This is a genomic window from Maricurvus nonylphenolicus, from assembly GCF_042854845.1.
In the GTDB taxonomy this organism is placed as follows: domain Bacteria; phylum Pseudomonadota; class Gammaproteobacteria; order Pseudomonadales; family Cellvibrionaceae; genus Maricurvus; species Maricurvus nonylphenolicus.
The window spans coordinates 2,959,956-2,983,515 of the sequence record NZ_AP031498.1 but is presented as its reverse complement, the minus strand read 5'-3'; the positions used below and the strand labels follow the sequence as shown (position 1 = coordinate 2,983,515).

Genomic DNA, 23,560 nt, shown 5'->3' with positions numbered 1-23,560 from the left:
AACGGTGTTGGGCCGTTAGGCTTGGCGCTCACATTGGGGTAACAAACGAAGTAGAAAGCCAATGACAATAAGAAAAAGAAGCAAATACGTATTACCGCTCACCTTACTCTTACTAAGCCTTCATACCTCTGCTGGTATTCTCTCGGACGAGCAGGACAAGCTCAGCCGTTACGAGCAGGCCTATGAAAATCATCTTGTTGCGCTTGAAGATATCGAGAATGAGATCTTTGGCTATACCAACAAGGTTGAGGTGGCCCGGGCTGATCTGGTCACCGCCGAGAAGGAGTTGGCCGAGGCCGCCGCCGCGCTGGCTGAGGCTCGAGCAACCGCTCTCAAAACACCAGGGCAAGATGCTGATCGCACACTGAAAAAAGCTACTCATTCGCACAAGATGGCTTCTCGAGGTGTTAGATCCCGTACCAAGCGCCTGGAGCGTGTTGAGGGTAATCTTGCTGAGCTGCAAGCACAGCTGCAGGAGCAACAAGAGCAGCTGGATGACGATAAAAACCGTATCCAGGAACAGCAAGAACGCATTATCACTGTTCGTGCAGATCTGGAGCGTAAAGCCAAGCAGCGAGAACTGGCTGACGCCAAGGCTAAAGCTGACGCCGCCAAGCAGGCGCAAAAGCCAGCACCGGTTGTGGCCAAGCCAAAGCCTGTGGTTGAGCCTGAGCCAGTGCCTCAGCCCAAGCCAAAAGTTGTTGAGGCTCCTAAGCCTGCACCCAAGACTGAGTTGTCTGAATTGGACAAAGAAGCCTTGGCGTTTGCTCAGAAAGAGGTTGCTCGCCTCGAGAAGCTCTTGGCTGACGGCTCCACAGGTCGTCCAATCTTCAAGCGTCTTGTGTTGAAGGGTAATCGCACCAAGCCGGTTAACTTCGAGTTCCTGGGGCAAAACCAGTATCGAGCCGAAGTGGTGGTTGCTCAGGGTAAGCAGATTTTCGAAATCGGTAAGCACAAGTATCGTCGTACCATCCCAGCCTCGGATAACGGCGAAACCTACGTGTTTATTTTCGATGCCAAGCGTCCTTCCCGTCCACGCATGGTCATGTTCAAGAAGTCCCTTCTGGATAATATCTAAGTGACACATTGCTTTCCCCTGATCCTGCTAAACTGAAGGGGTCAGGGGGGAGCTATGACTATCAATACTCAGTCACCATCCATCACATCCGCTAGCAAACACCAGCTGCCGAGAATTCTGGTTACCGGTGGTACCGGCTTTATAGGCCGTCCCTTAGTGCATCGCCTGACCAAGCTGGGCTTCCCCGTTACAGTTTTTACCCGCAATTGTCCCCGTGCAAGGCTGCTGCTGCCGAAGGCTGTGCGCTGTATTAATCATTTGCGTCAGATACCTGATCAGGAGGATATAGCGGTAGTCATCAACCTTGCCGGTGAGGGAATTGCCGATAAGCGCTGGAGCGCCAAGCGCCGGGAGCAGTTGTTTGCCAGTCGCATCGGCGTGACGGAATCACTGGCGCATTTCTTCTCGACTAGAAAGCCACCGGAATTACTTTTAAGTGGTTCGGCTATTGGTTACTACGGTGCCCAAAACGATGAGCTGCTCGACGAAAAAGCCCGCCATCAAGTGGGTTTTGCTCATCACCTCTGTTATGAGTGGGAGTCAGCTGCCAGTGAGTTTGAATCCTTGGGCGCGCGGGTCTGCTGTTTGCGCTTGGGGGTTGTGTTGGGGCAGGGGGGAGGTATGTTGCAGCGTCTATTACTGCCTTTCCGTTTGGGGCTTGGGGGAAGGATTGGTGATGGCCGACAATGGCTGAGCTGGATTCATCGCGATGATCTGATTGCGGCTTTACTGTTTTGTTTGTCCCATAAAACCTTATCTGGCCCGATTAACCTCACAGCACCGGAGCCAGTGACAAATCAAGAGTTTACACGGCTGTTAGCTACTGCCCTGGAGCGTCCTGCGTTGCTACCAATGCCTGCCTGGCTGGTTCAAGTCCTGTTTGGTGAGATGGGGGATGAGCTATTGCTCTCAGGTCAGCGCGTTATTCCGGCGGTGTTAGAAGCCAGTGGTTTTAAATTCAAGTATCCCTCCATGGCACAAGCATTAGACGCTTGTCTCTCGTTAGATTAGTCGCTGAAAGCTGTTAAAAGCGCCGCTCTTTCAGTAATTGGTAGTTGCTCCCCACCGGGGTTAGATGGCTTTGAAAGAGCCCGAGTGACTTGATCTGTAGCTGATAATCCACGTCGATTGGCGGAAAATCAAAATGCCAGGGGTTGCGGATGCGCGCCAGGGTTATATGGGGTTTGAAGTTTTTCCCGTCTGGTTTTTCAAGCAGGTTTGAAAATATTTGGTCTACCGCTTGTTTGAGTGGCGTCAGCAAGCCAGAGGGTGTTGATTCAGTCAGGGCTATGATGCGGGACTTGGCATCGGGGAAATGACTGATTTGATCAAATTGGCAGGTGCTGGGGGGATGCAAAGGATGTTCGGTCAATCTCTGCCAGTGTTCAAGACACGCCTGCAGAGGTGTATCCCCCAGAAATAACAGCGTAATGTGGCGGTTTTGAGGTCGAATCCAGCGAACCCGATCATGGTGGTCTTTGCCCAAGCGGTTGCGCAGCTGTTGGCAATCCTGATCCAGGCGCTGGTTTATCGTTGTGGTAATTCCAAGGCCAATAAAGGCGCGAATAACAGGCATTGTTATTTTTTTATTTCCGCTTGGGGATTAAAAATTTATTTTTAATCCCTTGAAATTATCTTGAGTGACCTCAGATATAGGGTGAGCTTGCTCGATTGAGGAGTTCACAAATAACTATTGATCTGCTGTAGATCACTAATCGGTTTGGTCGTAAGACAAGCCTACACCTATATTGCTCATTTGAGGATATTGTTATGCGTAATTTTGATTTTTCCCCTCTGTACCGTTCTGCTATTGGTTTTGATCGTATGGCCAATATGCTGGATAACCTTAGCCGCGCGGAACAAAACCAGCCTAGCTACCCCCCGTACAACATTGAATTAACCGGTGAAGACCAGTATCGCATCAGTATGGCTGTTGCAGGTTTTGGTGATGCTGAGTTGTCGATTGAGACGGAGCAAAATACGCTAACAGTCAGTGGCAAAAAAGGTGAGGATACAACCGAGCGTCAGTTCTTGCACCAAGGAATTGCAGCACGTAATTTTGAACGTCGTTTTCAGTTGGCAGACCATGTTCGCGTCGAAAATGCGAGTTTGGAAAATGGCCTGTTGCATATTGATCTGGTGCGCGAAATTCCCGAGGCGATGAAGCCGCGCACCATTCAAATCAATTCAGGTGATTTGCTGGAGGCAAAAAAGCAAAACGCCGCTTAAGGGTTATCTAACTTAAGTATTATTTAAATGCGGGGTCTGGCCCAGTGGGTCAGACCCCGTTTGTTGTTATGAAAGCCTGGTGTCCAGCTGCTCACTTAGCCAGTTAATCGCTTCTTGCTCTGAGCCCTTAATACTGTGATCCCCCAGTGCGATAGCATTGCCTAAATGCACCATCAGTTCGGAAAGTATCTCACGGCCTACTAGCGGCAATAATTTTTCTTCCGCTAGGCGATCGAATGCCTCAGTGTCCTGTTGTTTAATGTGGCACATTTCATCAAACGTATTCATGGCATTATCAATGGTGAAGTCTGCTACATGCAGGGATTCCAATTGGTAAAGGAATAGCCGCAGAATATCTTTCTCCACTTGGCAGATTCTTGCATCGGCGGCGGCCACTCGGCTGGCGCTGATCATGATCGCATTTAACAGCTCACCCTGGTTGAGGGGCTGGTTTTCACGGGTAATGCGATCACGATTAAAACGAATAAAGCAGTACAGTTGTTGTATTGGCGTTTTGGTGCGATTGCTGTGGAACCAGAAGGGCACGAGGTAGCCAATAATCGCGCCGACGATACCGCCCTTGAATACAAACCAGAAACACGCGATATACCATCCCTCATGGGGATAATGCCGATAGGCAAGATCTCGCGTGCCTTCAAATGGGCCCATACCTTCAAGCCAGGCAAAACAAATAAAGCTCGCTACCACCATGATGATGGTCATGGCGACCGTATCGATTGTGCGCTCTCTCTTAGGTGTTGGCCCTGTAATGTGGCTGTGATTATCGGCAATCCACGCTGTCCCCAGTGCTAGCGCGAAGGACTGTAATAGGTATGGGTAGGACCAGAGGATGGATTGAGCCAGTTTGGCCAGGTCAGCGGGCCCGTCATAGGATATTGATGCATGCATATAGCGTAGGGTGATCGTGGCAATTAAGCTGGCAAAGGTTGCCAATAGTGCTGAGAGCAGATAAATATTGTGTGGGCGGGTTTTACGGTATTCGTGCGGATACCAAAATCCTTTTGGAAATAAACCGCACAGTGCGGCCATGCCATAACAGGTGGTCATCATAAGGGTGTTGAACCACAGGGAGGACCACTGTAATTCTGTGCCAATGCGATAGGTTTCGATCATTGAAATGCCACAAAAGGCCAGCGTCAGTACGCCCATCAGGGACAGGAACTGGTTGGTGGTAATCTGCTCGTCCACCACGGCGCCATCATCAAATCCCATATTGAGTAGTACGTCGTGACGGCTCTTGGCGGTAAATTCGCAAGCAAACACTCCACGGGCAATAAACTCGGTGAAGCCTTTGGTAAGGCGCTTATGCTCTTCTCGCAGGTGGTGTTCAATTTCATTGAGTAGCGCTTGGGTTTGATGAGGCTTATCTACTTGAGATGAGTCTTTGTGATCGCTGGCATCGGTTAGTTGCTGAAAATAGTTGGCAGTACGTTTGGTCAGCGCGATAAAGCTTACCTGCAAATCATCATAGATATTCTGGTGCGCTTGATAAAAGCGGTAGTAGCGCGGGTTTTCGGCAGAGATCCAGGGTGTGAGGCTGAGTTGGAGAGCTGCCAGGCGGGTCCATTCATAGTTAAGGGAATCGTGTTCCTCAAAGCTTAGTGTATCTCCTGCAATGCCGTGTTCGGCGGCGAGATTTTGGATATCACGCTGCATGGCGCTGCTGATATTAAAAATGGAGCGACGCAGGTGGGCACCCTGACGAATGACTTTGCCTGGTATATGACCCAGATCCCAAAATGTGATCAGTAGTTTTTTATCCAACCGGGCCAGTAATGGCAGGTTAGGCAATAGGGTGGTCAGGGCTAGTGCTGTAACCATAGGGCCGGTTAAGCCTTTGATATTGTCGGGGATGTTTACCTGCCCAGGCAGTCCCAGTGCGAACTGGTAGAAGTAACTTAATAATTCCGGTGATGTCCGTAACACGGATCCAACAAAGCCATAAAGGGCAAGTAAGCAACTCAGGTAGAGCAGATAATAGGCATTAAAGCGAAAGAAAGTGGTTGAGCTGCGATTGCTGGCTGGTGTGTTGTAGCGCCGATAGGCATAAATCGCAATAAAGCACGCGCCCATAAGCCATTCTATTTGAGACGTATCCATATCAGCTATCCATTTTGTGTGGCTTGTGCCTTTATTATGATGCTGCAAATCTTAAGGGGCGCATGTCATTTTGGCAATCGTGTTAAACTGCAGCTAATCAGCTACTAGTGTTGTTTTAGATGCCGAAATATCCCGACTACCTGTCAACAATGACATGCCCTTGCTGTGCCAGCACGGATATCTACTTCTGGTCTGAGGATCGGCGTCGTGCCTATTATGCTTGTCACCAATGTGCAGTGGTATTTGTACCGACGCATTATCATTTGTCTCCCGCTGAAGAAAAGGCCGAGTACGATCTTCACGAAAATGATGTACAGGATGCGGGTTATCGACGCTTTTTATCGCGCCTGTTGACGCCACTCCTGCAAAGGGTGCCTGCTGCAGCTCAGGGATTGGATTATGGCTGTGGACCGGGGCCTGCTTTAGCCTTGATGCTGGAAGAAGCGGGGCATCATTGTGCCAAGTATGATCTTTTCTATTTTCCTGATCAGTGTGTGCTTGATCAGCGCTACGATTTTATTACCGCGACCGAGGTAGTTGAGCATTTGGGGCAGCCGTTAGAGGCCCTCGACAGGTTGTGGAAGCAACTAAAAGCCGGTGGTGTATTAGCCATAATGACCAAGCGTGTCATTGATCAGGCGGCCTTTAAAAACTGGCACTACAAAAACGACCCTACCCATATTGTTTTTTTTGCGGATCGGACATTTAAATGGCTGTCCAAACGGTGGCAGGCAAAACTCGATTTTATCGATAAAGATGTGGTCTTCTTAACCAAGCAAGCACCTGATTAAACCTTGGCAGAAAAGAGTTTGGCTCTTACCGTGGTTCGGTACTCGCTCGGCGTTACCGCCAAAAACTTTTTGAACAAACCGGTAAAGTGGCTCATATCCTGGTAACCCACACGATAGGCAATTTCACTGATCGACAGGTTACTGGTCTTTAACAGGTCTTTGGCATTCTCGATGCGGATTTCCTGCAAATACTGCAAAGGCGTTTTACCGAGTGCGGCTTTAAAGCGACGGTTAAAGCTCCTGACGCTCATATCAAAACGTGCGGCGACTTCTTTCAATAAAATATCGCGGCCATAGTTGTCCTGCAGCCACATCTGAGCCTGAATAATATCCTCATCAGGATGGTTGGTGGGGCGGTCTTCCAGAAAACTCGAGGATTCATAGGAGCGGCGAATTTCATGGGAGAAATTTCGCTCAACCTGAGTGGCGACTGCCTTGCCATACAGGCGCTGCATAAAATAAACCGTCAGGTCTGCCAGAGCGTTAACGCTGGCAGCACAGTAGAGGTTGCCCGCCTGGGTAATAAAGTACTGGCGCTTTAACTGCACCTGCGGGTAATCCCGTTGGAACTGATCAAAGTAGTGCCAGTGTGTGGTTGCCGGTTTACCGTCTAACAATCCTGCTTCAGCCAGGAAGCAGCAACCGGTGCCCACGGCAGCCAGGGTGCAGCCTTTCTCATAGTGTTTGCGGATCCAGTCTATAAGTGCTTGGTTGCGGTTGATGATGGGTCTAGGGTTGCGCCACAGGGCGGGCAGGTAGATCACATCGGTCTCTTCAATCTCATCAAGCGAGTATTCTGGCTGCAAGACAAATCCGGAGCGGGTTTGTACGCCATCTTTGGTCGGTGCGGCCGTCTGGATGCGGATGCGGCTGGCTTGACGGTCTTTGGCTCTGGCACTGCTCATGGCCGCCTGAATCATTTCGATAGGCAGGGTAGTGCTGGTGGTCAGCATTTGTGGGCACAGAACAAAAGTGATGGTGATGGTTTGCGAGGCTGTGGGCATTAAGGCTGACTTTATTGATCGGTGGCTAAAATGTAAATGGCTATTATGGCAGATTTCCTGGCTATAATGGCAAAAAGTTTACCCATGGACTTTTTCTGTGGCTTGATCAATTATGTAGTCCATCTCACAGGATGCATTACAAGCTAAGGAAATGGATTATGGCCGAGAATGTAGGTCGCCGATTGTTGGCATTAAGGGAGCTATACGGAATATCTCAGCGTGAGCTGGCCAAGAGGGCGGGTGTGCCCAATAGCGCTATTTCTGTCATTGAGCATGGCAAGTCCAGTCCTTCGGTAAGTTCTTTGGAAAAAGTGCTGGCGGGATTTCCCATGACTGTGCAGCAGTTTCTCAACGTCAATGTTATTGATACCACGCTGCACACCTATGGTAAGGAAGATCAGCAGGGCGTTTTCGATGAACAGCATATAGATCTCCATCTTTTCAATACAGAGTCGGAAAATGGCGTCTTTATTACTCCTGGTCCTGCCCAGGTATTAGTCGTCGGTGGCCGGGTCTGTATCAATACCTGTAATCAAACTCTGGAACAGTCTGCCGGTGATCGAGTGGGGATGGACCGCAATACCCCTTTCCGTGTCGACCCTTTAACCGATGATGCGGTCTGGGTTTATGCTGCTTTAAGGACCTCCAGCTACCACCTTTAGCCTTACTGTCTCGCTTATCTCATTGTGCTGCATAAAAAGTACGCACTTTTCTGCTATAACCCTACGGGGTTGTGAATTTCTGTGTTTACGGTCTATTCAAACGCCTGTTTGAACGGCTATACTGCCGCTGCTTTGACGTAGGGTGGCAGGCTGAATGCCGTGCCGACGCTTAGTTCAACACGCTGTCATGCCGGTTGCGGCCAGTGATGACGACAATATTCGAGATGTAGAGTCCAGGTTTACATCCGTGAAGAGATGAGGTCGAAGATGATATTTAAAGGCAATGCCATTACGGTGCAAATGCTTGATGCAGGCATCGCGGAGCTCAATTTTGATGCCCAGGGTGGTTCAGTTAACGTATTCAATTCAGCGACTGTGGCTGAGTTGTCCGAGGCTATTTCAGCTTTGGAAGCAACAGAAGGCTTGAATGGCGTATTGGCGACCAGCAGCAAGCCTGTATTTGTTGTCGGTGCTGATATTAACGAGTTTGTACCTTTATTTGGTGCACCTGCTGATCAAATCAGTGCTCATATTGGCAAGAACAACGAAAACAACAACCGTCTGGAAGATTTGAAGGCACCAGTGGTAGTTGCCATTAATGGTTTTGCCCTGGGTGGCGGCCTGGAGTTCTGTCTGGCCTGTGACTATCGCGTAATGAGTACTGTTGCTCAGGTCGGTTTGCCAGAAGTAAAACTGGGACTGATTCCTGGCTGGGGTGGCACCGTTCGTCTTCCACGTGTTGCCGGTGTTGATACTGCTATTGAATGGATTGCTTCCGGTAAACAGCAGAAAGCTGCTGCCGCTTTGGCTGCTGGTGTTGTTGATGGTGTGGTTGAGCCAGAAAAACTGCGCGATGCTGCACTGCAAACCCTGCAAAAATGTATTTCTGGTGAGTTCGACTATCAAGCCCGTCGTGCCCAGAAAAAAGCACCACTGAAGCATAACTTTATCGAAGCCACCATGGCCTTCGAAACCTCTAAAGCGTTTGTTGGTGCCCAAGCAGGTAAAAATATGCCTGCACCTGTAACTGCAGTTAAAGCCATGCAGAAGGCCGCTGACAAAGATCGCGATGCTGCACTGGCGCTGGAAACTGAAGGTTTTGTAAAAGTTGTACAAACCGAAGCGGCACAATCACTTGTAGGTATTTTCCTCAGTGATCAGTTGTTGGCGAAAAAGGCCAAAGGCTGGGAGAAAAAAGCCGACAAGAAAGTTGAGCGCGGTGCGGTTTTGGGTGCTGGTATTATGGGTGGCGGTATTGCTTACCAGTCGGCCCTTAAAGGCACGCCTGTAAAAATGAAAGATATCGCTCAGGCGGGTATCGATCTGGGTATGAATGAGGCCAGCAAGCTGTTGTCCAAGCGCGTTGCCCGTGGACGTATGGCGCCAGCCAAGATGGGCGCAATTCTGAGCAGCATTGAGCCAACCTTGTCCTACGACGGTTTTGATTCAATTGATGTTGTAGTTGAAGCCGTTGTTGAAAACCCGAAAGTTAAACACGCTGTATTGGCTGATGTAGAGAAGAAGGTTTCTGCTGATACCGTTATCGCTTCCAATACATCTACCATCTCTATCAGCTACCTCGCAGAAGCGCTGGAGCGTCCAGAAAACTTCTGTGGTATGCACTTCTTTAACCCGGTACATGCCATGCCGCTGGTTGAAGTTATTCGCGGTGAGAAAACCTCTGATACCGCTATCGCGCGCACCGTGGCTTACGCTAATGCCATGGGTAAGAAAGCGATTGTAGTAAATGACTGTCCAGGGTTCCTGGTTAACCGTGTTCTGTTCCCTTATTTTGCTGGTTTCTCTGGCCTGGTTCGTGACGGTGCCGACTTCCAGCAAATCGATAAGGTGATGGAAAAATGGGGCTGGCCAATGGGCCCGGCTTACCTGTTGGATGTCGTAGGTATTGATACCGGTGTTCACGCCGAAGAGGTTATGGCTGAAGGCTTCCCGGAGCGTATGGGCAAGAACTTCAAGGCGGCTACCGACATTATGTTTGAAGCTGATCGTTACGGTCAGAAAAACAGTAAGGGTTTCTACAACTACGAGCCGGATAAAAAAGGTAAGCCTAAGAAAACTGTTACTGAAGAGTCTTACGATCTGCTTAAGCCACATGTGGCAGAGCGTCGTGAATTCTCTGAAGAAGAAATCATTGCTCGCTGCATGGTGCCAATGGCGACTGAGCTGGCGCGCTGCCTGGAAGAGGGCATTGTTGACTCAGCGGCTGAAGCCGATATGTCTCTAATCTACGGTCTGGGCTTCCCTGCGTTCCGCGGTGGTGTTTTCCGCTGGATTGACAGCATCGGTCTCGACAAGTTTGTTGAGATGGCAGACAAGCACGTTGATCAGGGCAAGCTGTTTGAAGCGACTGAAGCCCAGCGTGAAATGGCCGCTAGCGGCAAAAAATACTACGCCTAAGGGCGGTCTGAATCGGATTAAGGAGAAATATTGTGAGCTTGAATCCAAGAGATGCTGTGATCGTTGACTACGCTCGCAGCGCCATGGGCCGTTCTAAAAATGGCTGTTTCCGCAATGTGCGTGCTGACGATATCAGTGCAACCATTATTAATGGTCTATTGGCTCGTAACGAGAAGCTAAACCCGGAAGAAATTGATGACGTGATCTGGGGTTGTGTCATGCAGCGTGATGAGCAGGCAATGAATATTGCCCGTATGGTTATTCTGCGCGCTGGTTTACCACATACCATTCCTGGTCAAACCGTTAACCGTTTGTGCGGATCTTCCATGTCCGCGCTGCACACTGCTGCTGCCAATGTGATGGCGGGTGTGGGTGATGTTTATCTGGTCGGTGGTGTGGAGCATATGGGTCACATCAACATGAATGAAGGCGTAAACCCTAACCCAATCATGGGGCTTTCTGTTGCCAAGGCTGCAGGTAGCATGGGTATGACCGCTGAATTCCTGGCCAAGATGCACGGCATTGAGCGTCAGCAGATGGATGAATTGTCTGCTCGTTCTCACCGTCTTGCCCACGAAGCGACTGAGAGCGGCAAGTTTGCCCGCGAAATTATTCCAGTTGTCGGTCATGATGCTGACGGTGCACCGATTATGGTGACTCGTGACGAAACTATTCGTCCGGAAACAACGGTTGAAGGTCTGTCTCAATTGCGCCCTGTATTTGATCCCGTTAACGGTACTGTGACTGCCGGTAGCTCTTCGCAGGTTTCCGATGGTGGTTCTGTGATGCTGGTGATGTCAGCTGAGCGTGCTGCGGCGCTGGGACTGAAGCCGCTGGCTAAAGTGCGTACCATGACGCTGGCAGGTGTTGATCCTTCCATTATGGGTTATGGTCCTGTGCCTTCAACGCAAAAAGCGCTGGAGAAAGCGGGTCTGTCCATTAAGGATATTGAGGTGGTTGAGCTAAACGAAGCTTTTGCTGCCCAGGCTCTGCCGGTCCTTAAAGATCTGGAGCTTCTGGAAGACATGGAGTCTAAGGTTAACCTGCACGGTGGTGCGATTGCCTTGGGCCACCCATTTGGCTGTTCTGGTGTGCGTATCACTGGTTCATTGCTGAATGTGATGGAGCAGAAGGATGCTACCCTGGGTATATCCACCATGTGTATTGGTCTGGGGCAGGGTATTACAACCATTGTTGAGCGGGTATAGGTTGAGCGTGTCTAACGCTTAACCAGTCTGCCTATGAAAAAGCCAGGGCTTGCCCTGGCTTTTTTGTGTCCAGAGCTTTTAGCCCAATATATGGGGTTTTTGGTCACTTTTGATTTCTGTTAAACTTGCCGCTTTATTTTCGAGCTATTAGGCCCACCGTTGATACCTGTCTTACGTGTTGACTATCCCGAGCTGAGTATTGTGCAGCACTTTCAGTCTTTGGCTGAGGGTGAGTCTGTCTGCTTGGGGCTTCAGTTTGCTTTTCAGCAGTATTACCTGCCTGATCAGCCAGAAGTGTCTTTATTGGCTGTAGTGGTCGTGGCTAATAACGCGGGACAGTTGCAGTTAAGTGCTACTGTAGGCGAGCCTAGTGAAAATATTCTTGCCGAGCTGCATACGCTTGATGCCAACCCTCAGGCAATTGAGGGCTGGTGTGCGCTGGTTGGTTGGCCTTGGTTTATTGCCAGCAGCCCTATTGTGTTAACCCCGATCGCAATTCCTAAACCTTGGGGGCAGGAAATTTGGTATACCGGTATTGAGGAGCGTGGCCAGTCTTTGGTGGCGGCTCAGGGCCGCAGTGTTCCTCTGCCATGGTTGATGGCTGTTGCTCCCCAGTACTGGGTTCAAGGGCAGCAGCACCAGATTAATCTACTCAAAATTCTCGACCCACTTCCTGAGCCTATCTATGGTGATTTGTATTTCGAATTGCACGAGGAAAAGCAGGAAGTTTATGTGGTAACCAACATCGATGAAGCTGCTTGGCCAAGTGCTGAGGGTGGTATACGTTTCGGTTTTAAAGAAGCAAAGCGATCCGAGTATGATTCGGCGGATAGTTTCAAGCAGGCTTACCTTAATAAAGTAAATGCTTATCGGGCAGTTCGAAAAGACATCGACGACCTGATTGATGATTTGCGTAAACGTGACGGTGTTGCGTTGAATGCTCCGGTTTCAGCGTCACAACAAAAACTTTGGTTACAAGATATTCCTCAGGCGTTGCTGGAAAAAGAAAAGCAAACCCGAACTGCCATGGATGCCTTTGTTGCGGTTAAACCCTTGTCTTTAGGTGATGTGGTTAAGGTGCCTTGCTATACCCCTCACTCATTGATGCATGGGGTGAGAACCGTTGAGTTCCAAACGCCGGTCTATGAACGCAAGATTTTATCTTTTGCTCAGAAGGTGTTAACCCAGACTCATTGGGATACACAGGCCGCAGTTGATATTATGGATGTAGAGGCACCTGTAGCGGCGCCGCTACGTGAATTACATACTGATACCCATACCTGTCTTGAAGAAATTGTCGATTTTGATGATTTTACTGTGCTGCGTTTAACGCTGGCTCCGCAGTCTCAATACCGTTTTGAAAAGGCCTGTGCTTACAGTTTGTTGATGAGCTTGAGTGCTGGTGTGCTCATTAATGATGTTACGCTCACCGCCGAGCAGGCTGTCATGATGCCTAATGGGCTTGTCTCTCGAATAGTCAATCCGTCGGATAAAGAGCCGGCAATTGTGCTTATCTCTATACCTAAAGTTTCTGACCAGAGCGCGTCTTTGGGCGCTGAGTCTGAAGCATAATCAAGGCGCTGAAAAATGAATCGCGGTACAGGGTCGTTTTTAGGTTACTGGTTGATTGTTGCTTCAGTCGTTATTGTCTCAAGTTTTACCCAGGCTGATCCATTGTTGTGGCGCGTTAGTGATAGCGCTAACCAGCGAAGTGTTTATTTATTTGGCTCGATTCACTTCGGTCAAAGCAGTATGTATCCCTTGCCTGACAATGTTATGTCGCGCTATCAGGATGCGGAATCTCTGGTGGTGGAAGTTGATTTGCTGGCGTCTCAGTCAGATGAAATGTCCGCGTTATTGTCGAAGTATGGGCACAATAACAACGGGGAAAAGCTGTCATCGCTGTTGGAGGGTGATGATTGGTTGCGCTTTCAGGATATCTGTCAGCGACAGGGGATTAGCGCCGAGCGTTTTCAGCATTTGCAGCCTTGGCTCGCCGCGATACAGTTGACGGCCATACAAATGCGAGCTTCTGGTTATTCAGAGGCCTATGGCGTTGATCGTTATTTCCTGGGTTTGGCCAAGCGTGAAGATTTCTTGAAGCCGATTGTGGAGTTGGAATCCCTGCAATCCCAGTTAAGTATTTTTGCCGGCTTATCCCAGCAGGAGCAGGTGCTGTTTTTGCGGCAGACGCTGGATGAGTATGAGTCTGGTGGTGATTACCTTCGGCAGATAGCTGAGGCCTGGGAGCAGGGTGATAAGGTACAGCTGGAGAAATTGATCATCGGTGCTTTTAGTGATGCGGATGCGGCTCAGGCGATGTACGAGGTTATTTTCGCTGAGCGTAACCGACGTATGCTGGCGTCGGTAACTGAGCTACTGAAAGTGGGGCGCGAGGCATTTGTGGTTGTCGGTGTTGGTCATATGATCGGCCAGGATGGCTTGGTTAAGCAGTTACGGGCGCTCGGATTTCAGGTCGAACAGCTATAAATCGTTCAAACCATAATCAAACCCCAGGCTTTTATTTGTAATTTCTATATTGAATGGAACGATAAGGTTGAACCTCTATGGGGTCTGTGGCAAAATCAGCACCCCTCATATAGCTGAGGCCTCAAAAAGCCAGAAAATGCCGATTAAAATCAATGGCTTAGGTGATTTGAGGGGCTGATTTACAAAGCCTCATATAGGGCTCAAAATAAGAATTGGCCAGAAACAGAATTTGCGGACGTGGCGGAATTGGTAGACGCGCTAGATTTAGGTTCTAGTATCTTATGGTGTGAGAGTTCAAGTCTCTCCGTCCGCACCATTTTCCATTAATCATCTACACAAGAGCGTTAATCGCTCCTTATCCTGATTCACGAGGAACATCATGCAGGTTTCCATTGAGACGACTTCCGGTTTAGAGCGTCGTATGACGGTTGGTATTCCCGCTGAGCAAGTCGAAACTGAAGTAGAAAAACGTCTTCAGCAGGCTGCTAAAACCATCCGTATGAACGGCTTCCGTAAGGGCAAGGTGCCTGTAAAGGTTGTTAAGCAGCAATATGGTGCCGGTGTTCGTCAGGAAGTGCTGGGTGAAGTAATGAGCCGCTCTTTCTACGAAGCGGTACAGAAAGAAGATGTTAAGCCAGCTGGCCAGCCTTCTATCGAGCCAAAAGAAATGGCTGAAGGTAAAGACATCGAATTCGTTGCAACCTTCGAAGTGTATCCAGAAGTTTCTCTGGGTGACTTTGCCGGTTTCGAAATCACCAAGCTGAATGCTGAAGTGAACGATGCTGACGTTGATACCATGGTTGAGACTCTGCAAAAGCAGCAGGCAACTTACGAAGAAGTTGATGCCGCTGCTGCTGACGGCAATCAGGTAAACATCGATTACGTTGGTACCAAAGACGGTGAAGAGTTTGCCGGTGGTAAAGCCGAAGGCCAAAACCTGGTGCTGGGTTCTAACTCCATGATTCCTGGTTTCGAAGACGGCATTGTTGGTCTGAAAGCCGGCGAAGAGAAAACTCTGGCGCTGAGCTTCCCTGAAGATTACCACGCCGAAGAGCTGAAAGGCGCTGCGGTAGAGTTTAACGTAAAAGTTAACACCGTTTCTGAGCAAAAACTGCCAGAACTGAATGACGAATTCTTCGCCAAGTTTGGTGTAGAAGACGGTGGCGAAGCCAAGTTCCGTGAAGATGTTAAAGCTAACATGGAGCGCGAGCTGAAAAACGCCGCTAAATCCAAGTTGAAAAACCAGGTTATGGATGCACTGATTGGCGCCCATGAGCTGGACCTGCCAAAAGCTTTGATCGCTGGCGAAGTTGAAGCTCTACGTGGTCAAATGATGCAGCAGTTCGGTGGTCAAATGCCTGAAGGTATGGACATGACTTCTCTGCTTCCGGATGAAATGTTCACCGAGCAAGCTGAGCGTCGCGTAAGCCTGGGTCTGATTGTTGGCGAGATTGTTAAAGCCTCTGATCTGAAAGTTGATGCTGATCGCGTTCGCGGTATGGTTGAAGAAATGGCTTCTACCTATCAGGATCCAGAAGAGGTTGTTAACTACTACTACAACAACCGTGAAATGCTGGCCAGTGTAGAGTCTGTAGTTCTGGAAGATCAGGTTGTTGATCATGTTCTGGAAGCTGCCAAAGTTACTGAGCAAGACAGCACCTATGAAGAAGTGATCAAGCCTGCTCAAGAAGCAGAATAATTGATCAATCTTTCGCCGCGAAACGTCCGTTTCGCGGCATTTTCCCCCTCATTTTCATCTCTCTGTTGGCATTCACCCGTTACTCAGGTTAAGCTCAAAGTTACTTGTCAGGCTCTTGCCGGGCTAAAGTCATTGATGGCTAACAGTTTGATTATTTATATTGCTAATTTTTTGCTAAGCCTTGGGGTTTAGTTTTGTCGAAAAAGGAAATAACAACGACATGGCGAAAATCGATTTTTCCTCCCACTCAAGTGAGATCGTCAACACCGGCCTGGTGCCAATGGTTATCGAGCAGACTGCTCGCGGTGAGCGTTCTTTCGACATCTACTCGCGACTCTTAAAAGAGCGGGTAATTTTCCTGGTGGGTCCCGTAGAAGATCATATGGCCAATCTGGTAGTAGCACAGCTGCTGTTCCTGGAGGCGGAAAACCCTGACAAGGACATTCATCTTTACATTAATTCCCCTGGCGGCTCTGTTACCGCCGGTATGTCTATCTATGACACCATGCAGTTTATAAAGCCTGATGTGAGCACCATGTGCATTGGTCAGGCCTGTAGCATGGGAGCCTTTCTGCTAACTGCCGGCGCCAAAGGCAAGCGTTATTGCACACCCAATGCCCGTACCATGATTCACCAGCCAAGCGGTGGTGCGCAGGGACAGGCGACCGATATCCATATCCACGCTCAGGAGATCCTCAAGACCCGTGAGCGCCTGAATGAGATTATGGCCTTCCATACCGGTCAAGATGTGGCAAAAATTGCCGAAGATACAGAAAGAGACAACTTTATGAGTGCCGAAGAGTCGAAGGAATACGGTCTGATTGACGCCGTATTGAGCCATCGTTCGGCTGGAGACTAGGGCTCTCGGCCCATCTGGCGCTTAAATTGCTGGCTTTTTGTACAGGTTTTGGCAAGGTTTCCAATAATTGGCTGTATATCAGTCAATGTTAAGATTTAGTTGGCGGGATTAGCCTGCCAGCACTTGAAAAATACCCCAAAAGCTAGCATCTTGTAGGATATTAGGTCTGATTTTTGACGGAGTGGTTTAATGACCGATCACACCAATGATAACGGGGACGACAACGGTAAGTTGTTGTACTGCTCTTTTTGCGGCAAAAGCCAGCATGAAGTGCGCAAGCTGATTGCCGGTCCTTCGGTATTTATCTGTGACGAATGTGTCGATTTATGCAACGACATTATTCGTGAAGAAATCCAAGAAGGGGCGCCCGAAGGTAGCAGCGATCGCCTGCCAACACCTCAGGAGATCTCAGATATCCTGGATGACTATGTAATTGGTCAGAAGCGTGCCAAGAAGGTCCTGGCTGTGGCTGTTTACAACCACTACAAGCGTCTTCGTGTTGGCGAGAAGAAGAAAGACAAAGACGAAGTCGAGCTGGGTAAGAGTAATATCCTGATGGTTGGTCCTACCGGTAGCGGTAAGACTCTGCTGGCAGAGACTCTGGCTCGCCTGCTGAATGTGCCTTTCACCATTGCTGATGCAACCACCCTGACCGAAGCGGGTTATGTGGGTGAGGATGTAGAGAACATCATCCAGAAGCTGCTGCAGAAGTGTGACTACGATGTAGAGAAGGCCCAACAGGGTATCGTCTATATCGATGAAATCGACAAGATTTCCCGTAAGTCTGATAACCCATCCATCACCCGTGATGTGTCTGGTGAAGGTGTACAGCAGGCATTACTGAAACTTATTGAGGGTACCGTGGCTTCTGTGCCTCCTCAGGGTGGCCGTAAGCACCCGCAGCAGGAGTTCCTGCAGGTTGATACCTCCAACATCCTGTTTATCTGTGGCGGTGCCTTTGCAGGCCTCGACAAGATTATTCGCGATCGCTCCGAGAAGGGCGGTATCGGCTTTAGTGCTGAAGTGAAGAGCAAGGATGATAGCAAGGATGTCGGTGAGACTTTCCGCGAGCTGGAGCCTGAGGATCTGGTACGTTACGGCCTGATCCCTGAGTTTGTCGGCCGTCTGCCGGTGATTGCCACCTTGGAAGAGCTTGATCTGGAGGCTTTGGTGCAGATTCTGACCGAGCCAAAGAACTCACTCACCAAGCAATATGGCAAGCTGTTTGAGATGGAAGGGGTTGAGGTAGATTTCCGTACCGATGCTCTGGAAGCTGTCGCTCAGAAGGCTATGGACCGTAAGACCGGTGCCCGTGGTCTGCGCTCCATTATGGAGTCTGTGCTGCTGGATACCATGTACCGTATCCCATCTGAAGAAAATGTTGCCAAAGTGGTTGTTGATGAGGCCGTGATTAAGGGGGAATCTGACCCTCTGCTGGTCTACGAGACCCCTGAACAACCGCCTGAGCAAGCCAAGGCTGCACCTGAAGAATAGGGTGCCATTTTGGCCTTTAGCCTAAGGTTTAGGCTATAAGCGCAAAGCGTGTACAAAGGGAGGCTTATAAGCCTCCCTTTTTTTATTTTTTAACGGTTAAAACCTTGTAATTCCGCCACTTAGACCCCAATCTTTAGAAGTATTGGGGCATCTGCCATGGACAATTCCCACCTTTTTTGTGGTTACTAGTTGGTTGCGACTAGGTGTCTATGCTTTTCAGTATGCCCAGGCATAACCATTACGAGGCTTACAATGGACCAGAACGAAGCCGCCGATACAGGCGCTAATATCCTACCCCTGCTTCCCTTGCGCGATGTGGTTGTCTATCCACATATGGTCATACCCTTGTTTGTCGGCCGTGAGAAGTCGATCGAAGCTCTCGAGCAGGCTATGGCCGCTGATAAACAAGTCCTCCTGGTCGCCCAGAAGAATGCCTCTGACGACGAGCCTAACAAAGATGACCTGTATGACATTGGTACTGTCTCCAGCATTCTGCAGTTGCTGAAACTGCCTGATGGCACCGTAAAAGTGCTGGTTGAAGGTGGTGAAAGGGCGCGAGTCATTGAGGTTAATGACGAAGAAACTCATTTCAAAGCCGAAATTCAGGTGCTGGAAGGAGAGCTGCTGCCCGAGCGCGAGGCCGATGTGTTGTTGCGTTCTGCCATGTCCCAGTTCGAACAATATGTAAACCTGAGCAAGAAAGTGCCTTCCGAGGTGATGACCAGCCTGTCTGGTATCGATGAGCCGGGCCGCCTGGCGGACACTATTGCCGCACATATGTCCCTGGATCTGGGGCAGAAGCAAGATATCCTCGAAATGGCCGATGTTCGTGAGCGTCTTGAGCATCTGTTGGGCTTGATGGAGGCGGAAATCGACCTGTTCCAGGTGGAAAAACGCATCCGTGGCCGTGTTAAAAAACAAATGGAAAAGAGCCAGCGCGAGTATTACCTGAATGAGCAAATGAAAGCCATTCAGAAAGAGCTGGGTGAAATGGGTGATGAGCCCAATGAGATGGAAGAGCTCGAGCAGAAGATTGTTAATGCCGGTATGCCGGAAGAGGCCGAGAAAAAGGCTCGTGCTGAATTGGCCAAGCTAAAAATGATGTCGCCTATGTCGGCGGAAGCGTCAGTTGTTCGCTCCTATATCGATTGGATGGTGGAAGTACCCTGGTCCAAGCGCAGTAAAGTGCGTCACGATTTAGCCCGTGCTGAGAAAATCCTGGAGCGCGACCACTACGGTTTGGAAGAGGTTAAAGAGCGTATCCTTGAGTACCTGGCGGTACAGAAACGTGTTAAGAAACTCAAAGGTCCTGTGCTTTGTTTAGTGGGCCCTCCTGGGGTGGGTAAAACCTCCTTGGGTGAATCCATTGCCCGTGCAACCAATCGTGAATTTGTGCGTATGGCGCTGGGCGGTGTACGTGATGAAGCAGAAATTCGCGGTCACCGTCGTACCTATATTGGTTCTATGCCTGGCAAGCTGATTCAAAAGATGTCGAAAAGCGGTGTAAAAAACCCGCTGTTCCTGCTCGATGAAATCGACAAAATGGGTATGGATAACCGCGGTGACCCGGCTTCGGCCTTGCTGGAAGTGCTGGATCCTGCTCAGAACAACAAGTTTAACGATCACTACCTGGAAGTGGATTACGACCTCAGTGACGTAATGTTTGTCTGTACCTCCAACTCCATGAATATCCCGGGCCCGCTGCTGGATCGTATGGAAGTTATTCGCATCCCCGGTTATACCGAGGATGAAAAGGTTAATATCGCCCAGCGTTACCTGGTACCGAAACAGAAGAAAGCCAATGGCCTGAAAGCCAATGAGCTGGAAGTGGAAGAAGCGGCGCTGCGTGATGTGGTTCGTTATTACACCCGCGAGGCAGGTGTGCGTGGTCTGGACCGTGAAGTGGCCAAACTGTGCCGTAAGGTCGTCACAGAGCATGTGAAAGAGAAGAAACTCTCTGAAGCGGTTGTGACTGCCGATATGCTCGAAGGCTACCTGGGTGTTCGCAAGTTCGACTACGGTGTGGCTGAAGAAGAGAATCAGGTTGGTCAGGTAACCGGCCTTGCCTGGACGCAAGTAGGTGGTGAACTGCTGACCATCGAATCCTCTGCCGTTAAAGGTAAAGGGCGTATGGTGAAAACCGGCTCTCTGGGTGATGTGATGCAGGAATCCATTCAGGCGGCTCTGACGGTTGTTCGTTCCCGTTCTCAGGTGTTGGGTATTGCACCGGACTTCCACGAGCAGCGTGATATTCATATCCATGTACCTGAAGGTGCGACACCGAAAGACGGCCCAAGTGCGGGTATTGCCATGTGTACCGCTTTGACCTCCGTTCTTACGGATATCCCTGTGCGTGCTGATGTGGCTATGACCGGTGAGATTACCTTACGTGGTGAAGTGCTACGTATTGGTGGGCTGAAAGAAAAACTGTTGGCCGCGCACCGTGGTGGCATTAAAACGGTAGTGATCCCTGCTGATAATGAACGTGATCTGAAAGAAATTCCGGATAATATTAAAGAGGATCTAGTGATCAAACCGGTAAAATGGATTGATGAGGTCCTCGAAATCGCACTTCAGCACATGCCAAAACCTCTCAGTGATGAGGAGTTTCAGGCGTTGGAGGATGAAGCCAAGCAAAAGGGGGCTGACGCCGCAAACCGCATTAGCACCCACTAGCGCTGAAATATAAAAGTGGGCTAGTGACGTGCTACAAGCCGCCAGAGAGGGGCTCTGGCGGCGTCAATTTTGGCCGTATTGATCGCTTTGCGAGCAGTGTGGCACATTGGGGTGAATTTCTACAAACTTTATCAAAAGCATACCTTGACCGCCCCTGAGGCAGTTGGTATAAATCGCTTTTCTTGCCAAAACCTCGCTCTACCGCCCTCTACAGGCGTACCTAAGTGTGAGGAAATGGGACAAGGCAAAGTTTGGGGATTGCCCCTTTATGAACAAATAACTTGTTTTTAGTCTTAAACCAAAAATAAAAGGGGTTTAGTGTGAATAAATCTGAACTGATCGAAGCTGTTGCAGCATCTGCAGACATTCCAAAAGCTGCTGCTGGCCGTGCTGTTGACGCTGTTGTTGAAACCGTAACCAGCGCTCTGAAAGAAGGTGACCAGGTTGTACTGGTAGGCTTCGGTACTTTCGCTGTTAAAGATCGTGCTGCTCGTACCGGCCGTAACCCACAAACCGGTGAGCCAATCGAGATCGCTGCTGCGAAGATTCCAAGCTTCAAAGCGGGTAAAGCACTGAAAGACGCAGTTAACTAATTTGTGGGCGGCAGTTTGGTCACTTGTTGTAACTATCTGCCGTACATGATGATGTAACTGGCTTTACCGAACATCAAAAAAGGCGCATTGTATTCGATGCGCCTTTTTTGTTAATTGCGTACCCATTTGGGCAAATGGAATACGCCAAATTAACAGCTCATTACAACAATAATTGGGGTTAACTATGCTGCAAACATTTCGGGATAACCTGAAAGGAACTGTAGCCTACATTCTGATCGGTTTAATCGTAGTGATCTTCGCGCTGACTGGCGCCGAAGCACTTTTCTCTGGCACCAGTACTGCTGGCAAGGCCGCTGAGGTTAATGGTGAAACCATTGCCGATATCGAGGTGCGTCGTGGCATTCAAATGCGTCGTCAGCAAATGTTGCAGCGTTTTGGCGAGCAGCTGCCAGCTGACTTTATCAGTGATGAGCGTCTACGCGAGCCGGTACTCAACGATCTGATTCTGCGTGAGTTGATTTATCAGCAGGCTCAGGACGGCGGTATGGCCGTGGCTGAAACCACTCTGGATGAGCTGATTACCTCTGCTCCTCAATTCCAACAGGATGGCAAGTTTAGCCCTCAGCAGTACACCATGTTACTGCGTAATATGGGTTATACCCCTGCAGGCTATAAACTGCAGCTGACTAAAGATCTGTTGGGTAACCAGCTGACTGCCGGTTTTGTGAATAGTGGTTTTGTAACCCCGGCTGAAATGGATCAGGTAACGGCGCTGACTCAGCAGACCCGTGATTACTACTACTTGACCATTCCCGCAGCCTCGGTTGCTGACAGCGTTACAGCAGATGATGAAGCGGTTAATGCTTATTACGAAGAGAATAAGCCTCGCTATATGAGCCGCGAGCAGGTAACCGTTGACTATATTCATGCCTCCATTGATGGTTTGATGGATGACATCGAGGTGTCTGAAGATGAGTTGATGGCTCAGTACGAGCAGGACTTCGCCGATTTTAAAGGTACCAGCCGTCAGGCTGCTCATATTCTTATTGAGCCGCAAGAGGATGGTTCTCACGAGGCACGATTGCAGGAAGTACAAGAAAAAATTGCCGCTGGAGAGGATTTTGCTGAGTTGGCCAAAACCTATTCTGATGATATTGGTACCAAAAACTCAGGTGGCAATTTAGGTTTCACCAGTGGTGATATTTTCCCTGAGGCATTCGAAACCGCTCTGGCTGCTTTGGCTGTAGAGCAGGTATCTGAGCCGGTTGAAACCGATGCAGGTGTTCATCTGATCAAACTGATGTCGTTAAAGGCTGCAGAGCCACCCAGCTTCTTGCAGGAGCGCGATCGCATTGAAGATACACTGCAGCGCGCAAGTGCAGAAGAGCGCTTTGTAGAAGTGTTGGATGCTTTACCAGATCTGACCTACAACGCTGACAATCTGGAAGATGCTGCGGCTGAACTGGGTCTTGTGGTTGAAACCTCTGATCCTCTGACTCGCAGTGGTGGCGAAGGTGTGCTGCGTGATAATCGCGTACTGGCTGCTGTTTTCAGTGATGAAGTGTTGGTTGAAGGCAATACCAGTGAAGTGCTGGAATTGGCTGAAGACAGCCTGGTCGTTGTGCGTGTAAACAAGCATGAGCCAAGCCGTCAGCAAACCCTGGAAGAGGTTAAAGAGCAGGTGGTTGCTGATGTAACTGCCAAGCTGACAGCAGAGGCCCTGAAAGCTAAAGCGGGCGACCTGAAAACCAAAGTTGCCGCAGGTGAAAGCGTTGAATCGCTGGCACTGGCCAATGGGTATGAGTGGCAGGTAAAGCTTGCGGGTAAACGTTTTGATCCGGAAGTTGATCGCGCCCTCAATCAGTTTGTATTTGGTTTGGAAAAACCACAAGCTGATCCAGTTGTTGATGGTGTTCAGCTGGCTGGCGGTGATTATGTGGTGGTAAGTCTGACGGCTGTAGCTGCGGGTAAGCTTGAAGAGCAGGACGCTTCTCAGCAGCGTTCTATCAGTAGTCGTTTGGCGCAGCAGTTAGGTGCTGATGATTACCAGTCTTATCAGGCAATGGTTCAGCAGAATGCGCATGTTGATCGCTACTAGTCATTGATTGAAAGCTGTAAAAAAGCCGAGTCAGGTAACTGTCTCGGCTTTTTTGTGTTTGAGGCCTATAGATAGGTTATATAAATCCGGAGACGGCCGGGGAAACTTCTCTTCGCGCCCATAAGCGGCCGGAAAAAGTCAGCGCTACGTAAACTCGCTAAAAGCGCTCAGACAACCTC

Annotated in this window: 18 protein-coding genes and 1 tRNA gene; 16 read left to right on the top strand and 3 right to left on the bottom strand. The window is 49.5% G+C overall.

The window, feature by feature from the left end; translation table 11 throughout:
- Positions 1-61 precede the first annotated feature (61 nt).
- A complete protein-coding gene (locus ACGHZ6_RS13045) occupies positions 62-1,078 on the top strand; it encodes a hypothetical protein (RefSeq protein WP_390614402.1) in 1,017 nt (338 codons plus the stop codon).
- Positions 1,079-1,132: 54 nt separating this feature from the next.
- Positions 1,133-2,089, top strand: coding sequence for a TIGR01777 family oxidoreductase (locus ACGHZ6_RS13040; RefSeq protein ID WP_390614401.1), 957 nt, complete (start codon positions 1,133-1,135; stop codon positions 2,087-2,089).
- A 13-nt stretch (positions 2,090-2,102) separates the two neighbouring features.
- Here the strand turns inward: ACGHZ6_RS13040 and thpR are convergent, their stop codons facing one another.
- Positions 2,103-2,654, bottom strand: a complete 552-nt coding sequence (gene thpR / locus ACGHZ6_RS13035) for an RNA 2',3'-cyclic phosphodiesterase (protein WP_390614400.1) — start codon at positions 2,652-2,654, stop codon at positions 2,103-2,105.
- 194 nt (positions 2,655-2,848) lie between these two features.
- Between thpR and ACGHZ6_RS13030 the strand changes: the two genes are divergently transcribed.
- Positions 2,849-3,307 carry an Hsp20 family protein gene (locus ACGHZ6_RS13030; protein WP_390614399.1) on the top strand — a complete coding sequence of 153 codons (459 nt, stop codon included), beginning with the start codon at positions 2,849-2,851 and terminating at the stop codon, positions 3,305-3,307.
- A 66-nt stretch (positions 3,308-3,373) separates the two neighbouring features.
- Here ACGHZ6_RS13030 and ACGHZ6_RS13025 read toward each other — a convergent pair whose 3' ends face one another.
- Positions 3,374-5,428: a hypothetical protein gene (locus ACGHZ6_RS13025; RefSeq protein ID WP_390614398.1), complete on the bottom strand. Its 2,055-nt coding sequence runs from the start codon at positions 5,426-5,428 to the stop codon at positions 3,374-3,376.
- 119 nt (positions 5,429-5,547) lie between these two features.
- Here ACGHZ6_RS13025 and ACGHZ6_RS13020 point away from each other — a divergent pair, with 119 nt between their 5' ends.
- Positions 5,548-6,219, top strand: coding sequence for a class I SAM-dependent methyltransferase (locus tag ACGHZ6_RS13020; RefSeq protein ID WP_390614397.1), 672 nt, complete (start codon positions 5,548-5,550; stop codon positions 6,217-6,219).
- Here the strand turns inward: ACGHZ6_RS13020 and ACGHZ6_RS13015 are convergent.
- Positions 6,216-7,223: a GlxA family transcriptional regulator gene (locus ACGHZ6_RS13015; protein WP_390614396.1), complete on the bottom strand. Its 1,008-nt coding sequence runs from the start codon at positions 7,221-7,223 to the stop codon at positions 6,216-6,218. The two genes, ACGHZ6_RS13020 and ACGHZ6_RS13015, sit on opposite strands and share 4 nt — an antisense overlap.
- Before the next feature lie 158 nt (positions 7,224-7,381).
- On the opposite strand from ACGHZ6_RS13015, the gene ACGHZ6_RS13010 reads away from it, so the two are divergent.
- The 12 genes from ACGHZ6_RS13010 (at position 7,382) to ACGHZ6_RS12955 (ending at position 23,381) form a co-directional block, all read left to right on the top strand.
- Positions 7,382-7,885 (top strand): helix-turn-helix domain-containing protein, encoded by a 504-nt coding sequence (locus ACGHZ6_RS13010; protein WP_390614395.1) that lies wholly within the window; start codon positions 7,382-7,384, stop codon positions 7,883-7,885.
- 267 nt (positions 7,886-8,152) lie between these two features.
- Complete coding sequence (fadB, locus tag ACGHZ6_RS13005; protein ID WP_390614394.1) at positions 8,153-10,303, top strand: fatty acid oxidation complex subunit alpha FadB; 2,151 nt, start codon at positions 8,153-8,155, stop codon at positions 10,301-10,303.
- A 32-nt stretch (positions 10,304-10,335) separates the two neighbouring features.
- On the top strand, positions 10,336-11,511 hold the full coding sequence (fadA, locus tag ACGHZ6_RS13000; RefSeq protein WP_390614393.1) for an acetyl-CoA C-acyltransferase FadA: 1,176 nt from the start codon (positions 10,336-10,338) through the stop codon (positions 11,509-11,511).
- A gap of 201 nt (positions 11,512-11,712) precedes the next feature.
- Positions 11,713-13,083 carry a hypothetical protein gene (locus tag ACGHZ6_RS12995; protein ID WP_390614392.1) on the top strand — a complete coding sequence of 457 codons (1,371 nt, stop codon included), beginning with the start codon at positions 11,713-11,715 and terminating at the stop codon, positions 13,081-13,083.
- A 15-nt stretch (positions 13,084-13,098) separates the two neighbouring features.
- Positions 13,099-14,001, top strand: coding sequence for a TraB/GumN family protein (locus ACGHZ6_RS12990; protein WP_390614391.1), 903 nt, complete (start codon positions 13,099-13,101; stop codon positions 13,999-14,001).
- A 231-nt stretch (positions 14,002-14,232) separates the two neighbouring features.
- Positions 14,233-14,317, top strand: a tRNA-Leu gene (locus tag ACGHZ6_RS12985).
- A gap of 63 nt (positions 14,318-14,380) precedes the next feature.
- Entirely contained in the window at positions 14,381-15,700 is a 1,320-nt protein-coding gene (tig, locus tag ACGHZ6_RS12980) for a trigger factor (RefSeq protein WP_390614390.1), read from the top strand.
- A gap of 220 nt (positions 15,701-15,920) precedes the next feature.
- On the top strand, positions 15,921-16,559 hold the full coding sequence (gene clpP, locus ACGHZ6_RS12975) for an ATP-dependent Clp endopeptidase proteolytic subunit ClpP (RefSeq protein ID WP_390614389.1): 639 nt from the start codon (positions 15,921-15,923) through the stop codon (positions 16,557-16,559).
- 189 nt (positions 16,560-16,748) lie between these two features.
- The gene (gene clpX, locus ACGHZ6_RS12970; RefSeq protein WP_390614388.1) at positions 16,749-18,053 is read left to right on the top strand and encodes an ATP-dependent Clp protease ATP-binding subunit ClpX; all 1,305 of its coding nucleotides are present in this window, start codon (positions 16,749-16,751) and stop codon (positions 18,051-18,053) included.
- A 252-nt stretch (positions 18,054-18,305) separates the two neighbouring features.
- Entirely contained in the window at positions 18,306-20,729 is a 2,424-nt protein-coding gene (gene lon / locus ACGHZ6_RS12965; protein WP_390614387.1) for an endopeptidase La, read from the top strand.
- Between the two features lie 320 nt (positions 20,730-21,049).
- Complete coding sequence (locus tag ACGHZ6_RS12960; protein ID WP_390614386.1) at positions 21,050-21,322, top strand: HU family DNA-binding protein; 273 nt, start codon at positions 21,050-21,052, stop codon at positions 21,320-21,322.
- A 184-nt stretch (positions 21,323-21,506) separates the two neighbouring features.
- A complete protein-coding gene (locus ACGHZ6_RS12955) occupies positions 21,507-23,381 on the top strand; it encodes a SurA N-terminal domain-containing protein (protein WP_390614385.1) in 1,875 nt (624 codons plus the stop codon).
- Positions 23,382-23,560: the final 179 nt, after the last annotated feature.

Excerpts from the sequence above, each read along its gene's own strand:
- ACGHZ6_RS13045 (WP_390614402.1), top strand. The coding sequence starts at position 62 with ATGACAATAAGAAAAAGAAGCAAATACGTATTACCGCTCACCTTACTC.
- ACGHZ6_RS13040 (WP_390614401.1), top strand. The coding sequence starts at position 1,133 with ATGACTATCAATACTCAGTCACCATCCATCACATCCGCTAGCAAACAC.
- thpR (WP_390614400.1), bottom strand. The coding sequence starts at position 2,654 with ATGCCTGTTATTCGCGCCTTTATTGGCCTTGGAATTACCACAACGATA.
- ACGHZ6_RS13030 (WP_390614399.1), top strand. The coding sequence starts at position 2,849 with ATGCGTAATTTTGATTTTTCCCCTCTGTACCGTTCTGCTATTGGTTTT.
- ACGHZ6_RS13025 (WP_390614398.1), bottom strand. The coding sequence starts at position 5,428 with ATGGATACGTCTCAAATAGAATGGCTTATGGGCGCGTGCTTTATTGCG.
- ACGHZ6_RS13020 (WP_390614397.1), top strand. The coding sequence starts at position 5,548 with ATGCCGAAATATCCCGACTACCTGTCAACAATGACATGCCCTTGCTGT.
- ACGHZ6_RS13015 (WP_390614396.1), bottom strand. The coding sequence starts at position 7,223 with ATGCCCACAGCCTCGCAAACCATCACCATCACTTTTGTTCTGTGCCCA.
- ACGHZ6_RS13010 (WP_390614395.1), top strand. The coding sequence starts at position 7,382 with ATGGCCGAGAATGTAGGTCGCCGATTGTTGGCATTAAGGGAGCTATAC.
- fadB (WP_390614394.1), top strand. The coding sequence starts at position 8,153 with ATGATATTTAAAGGCAATGCCATTACGGTGCAAATGCTTGATGCAGGC.
- ACGHZ6_RS12990 (WP_390614391.1), top strand. The coding sequence starts at position 13,099 with ATGAATCGCGGTACAGGGTCGTTTTTAGGTTACTGGTTGATTGTTGCT.
- tig (WP_390614390.1), top strand. The coding sequence starts at position 14,381 with ATGCAGGTTTCCATTGAGACGACTTCCGGTTTAGAGCGTCGTATGACG.
- clpP (WP_390614389.1), top strand. The coding sequence starts at position 15,921 with ATGGCGAAAATCGATTTTTCCTCCCACTCAAGTGAGATCGTCAACACC.
- clpX (WP_390614388.1), top strand. The coding sequence starts at position 16,749 with ATGACCGATCACACCAATGATAACGGGGACGACAACGGTAAGTTGTTG.
- lon (WP_390614387.1), top strand. The coding sequence starts at position 18,306 with ATGGACCAGAACGAAGCCGCCGATACAGGCGCTAATATCCTACCCCTG.
- ACGHZ6_RS12955 (WP_390614385.1), top strand. The coding sequence starts at position 21,507 with ATGCTGCAAACATTTCGGGATAACCTGAAAGGAACTGTAGCCTACATT.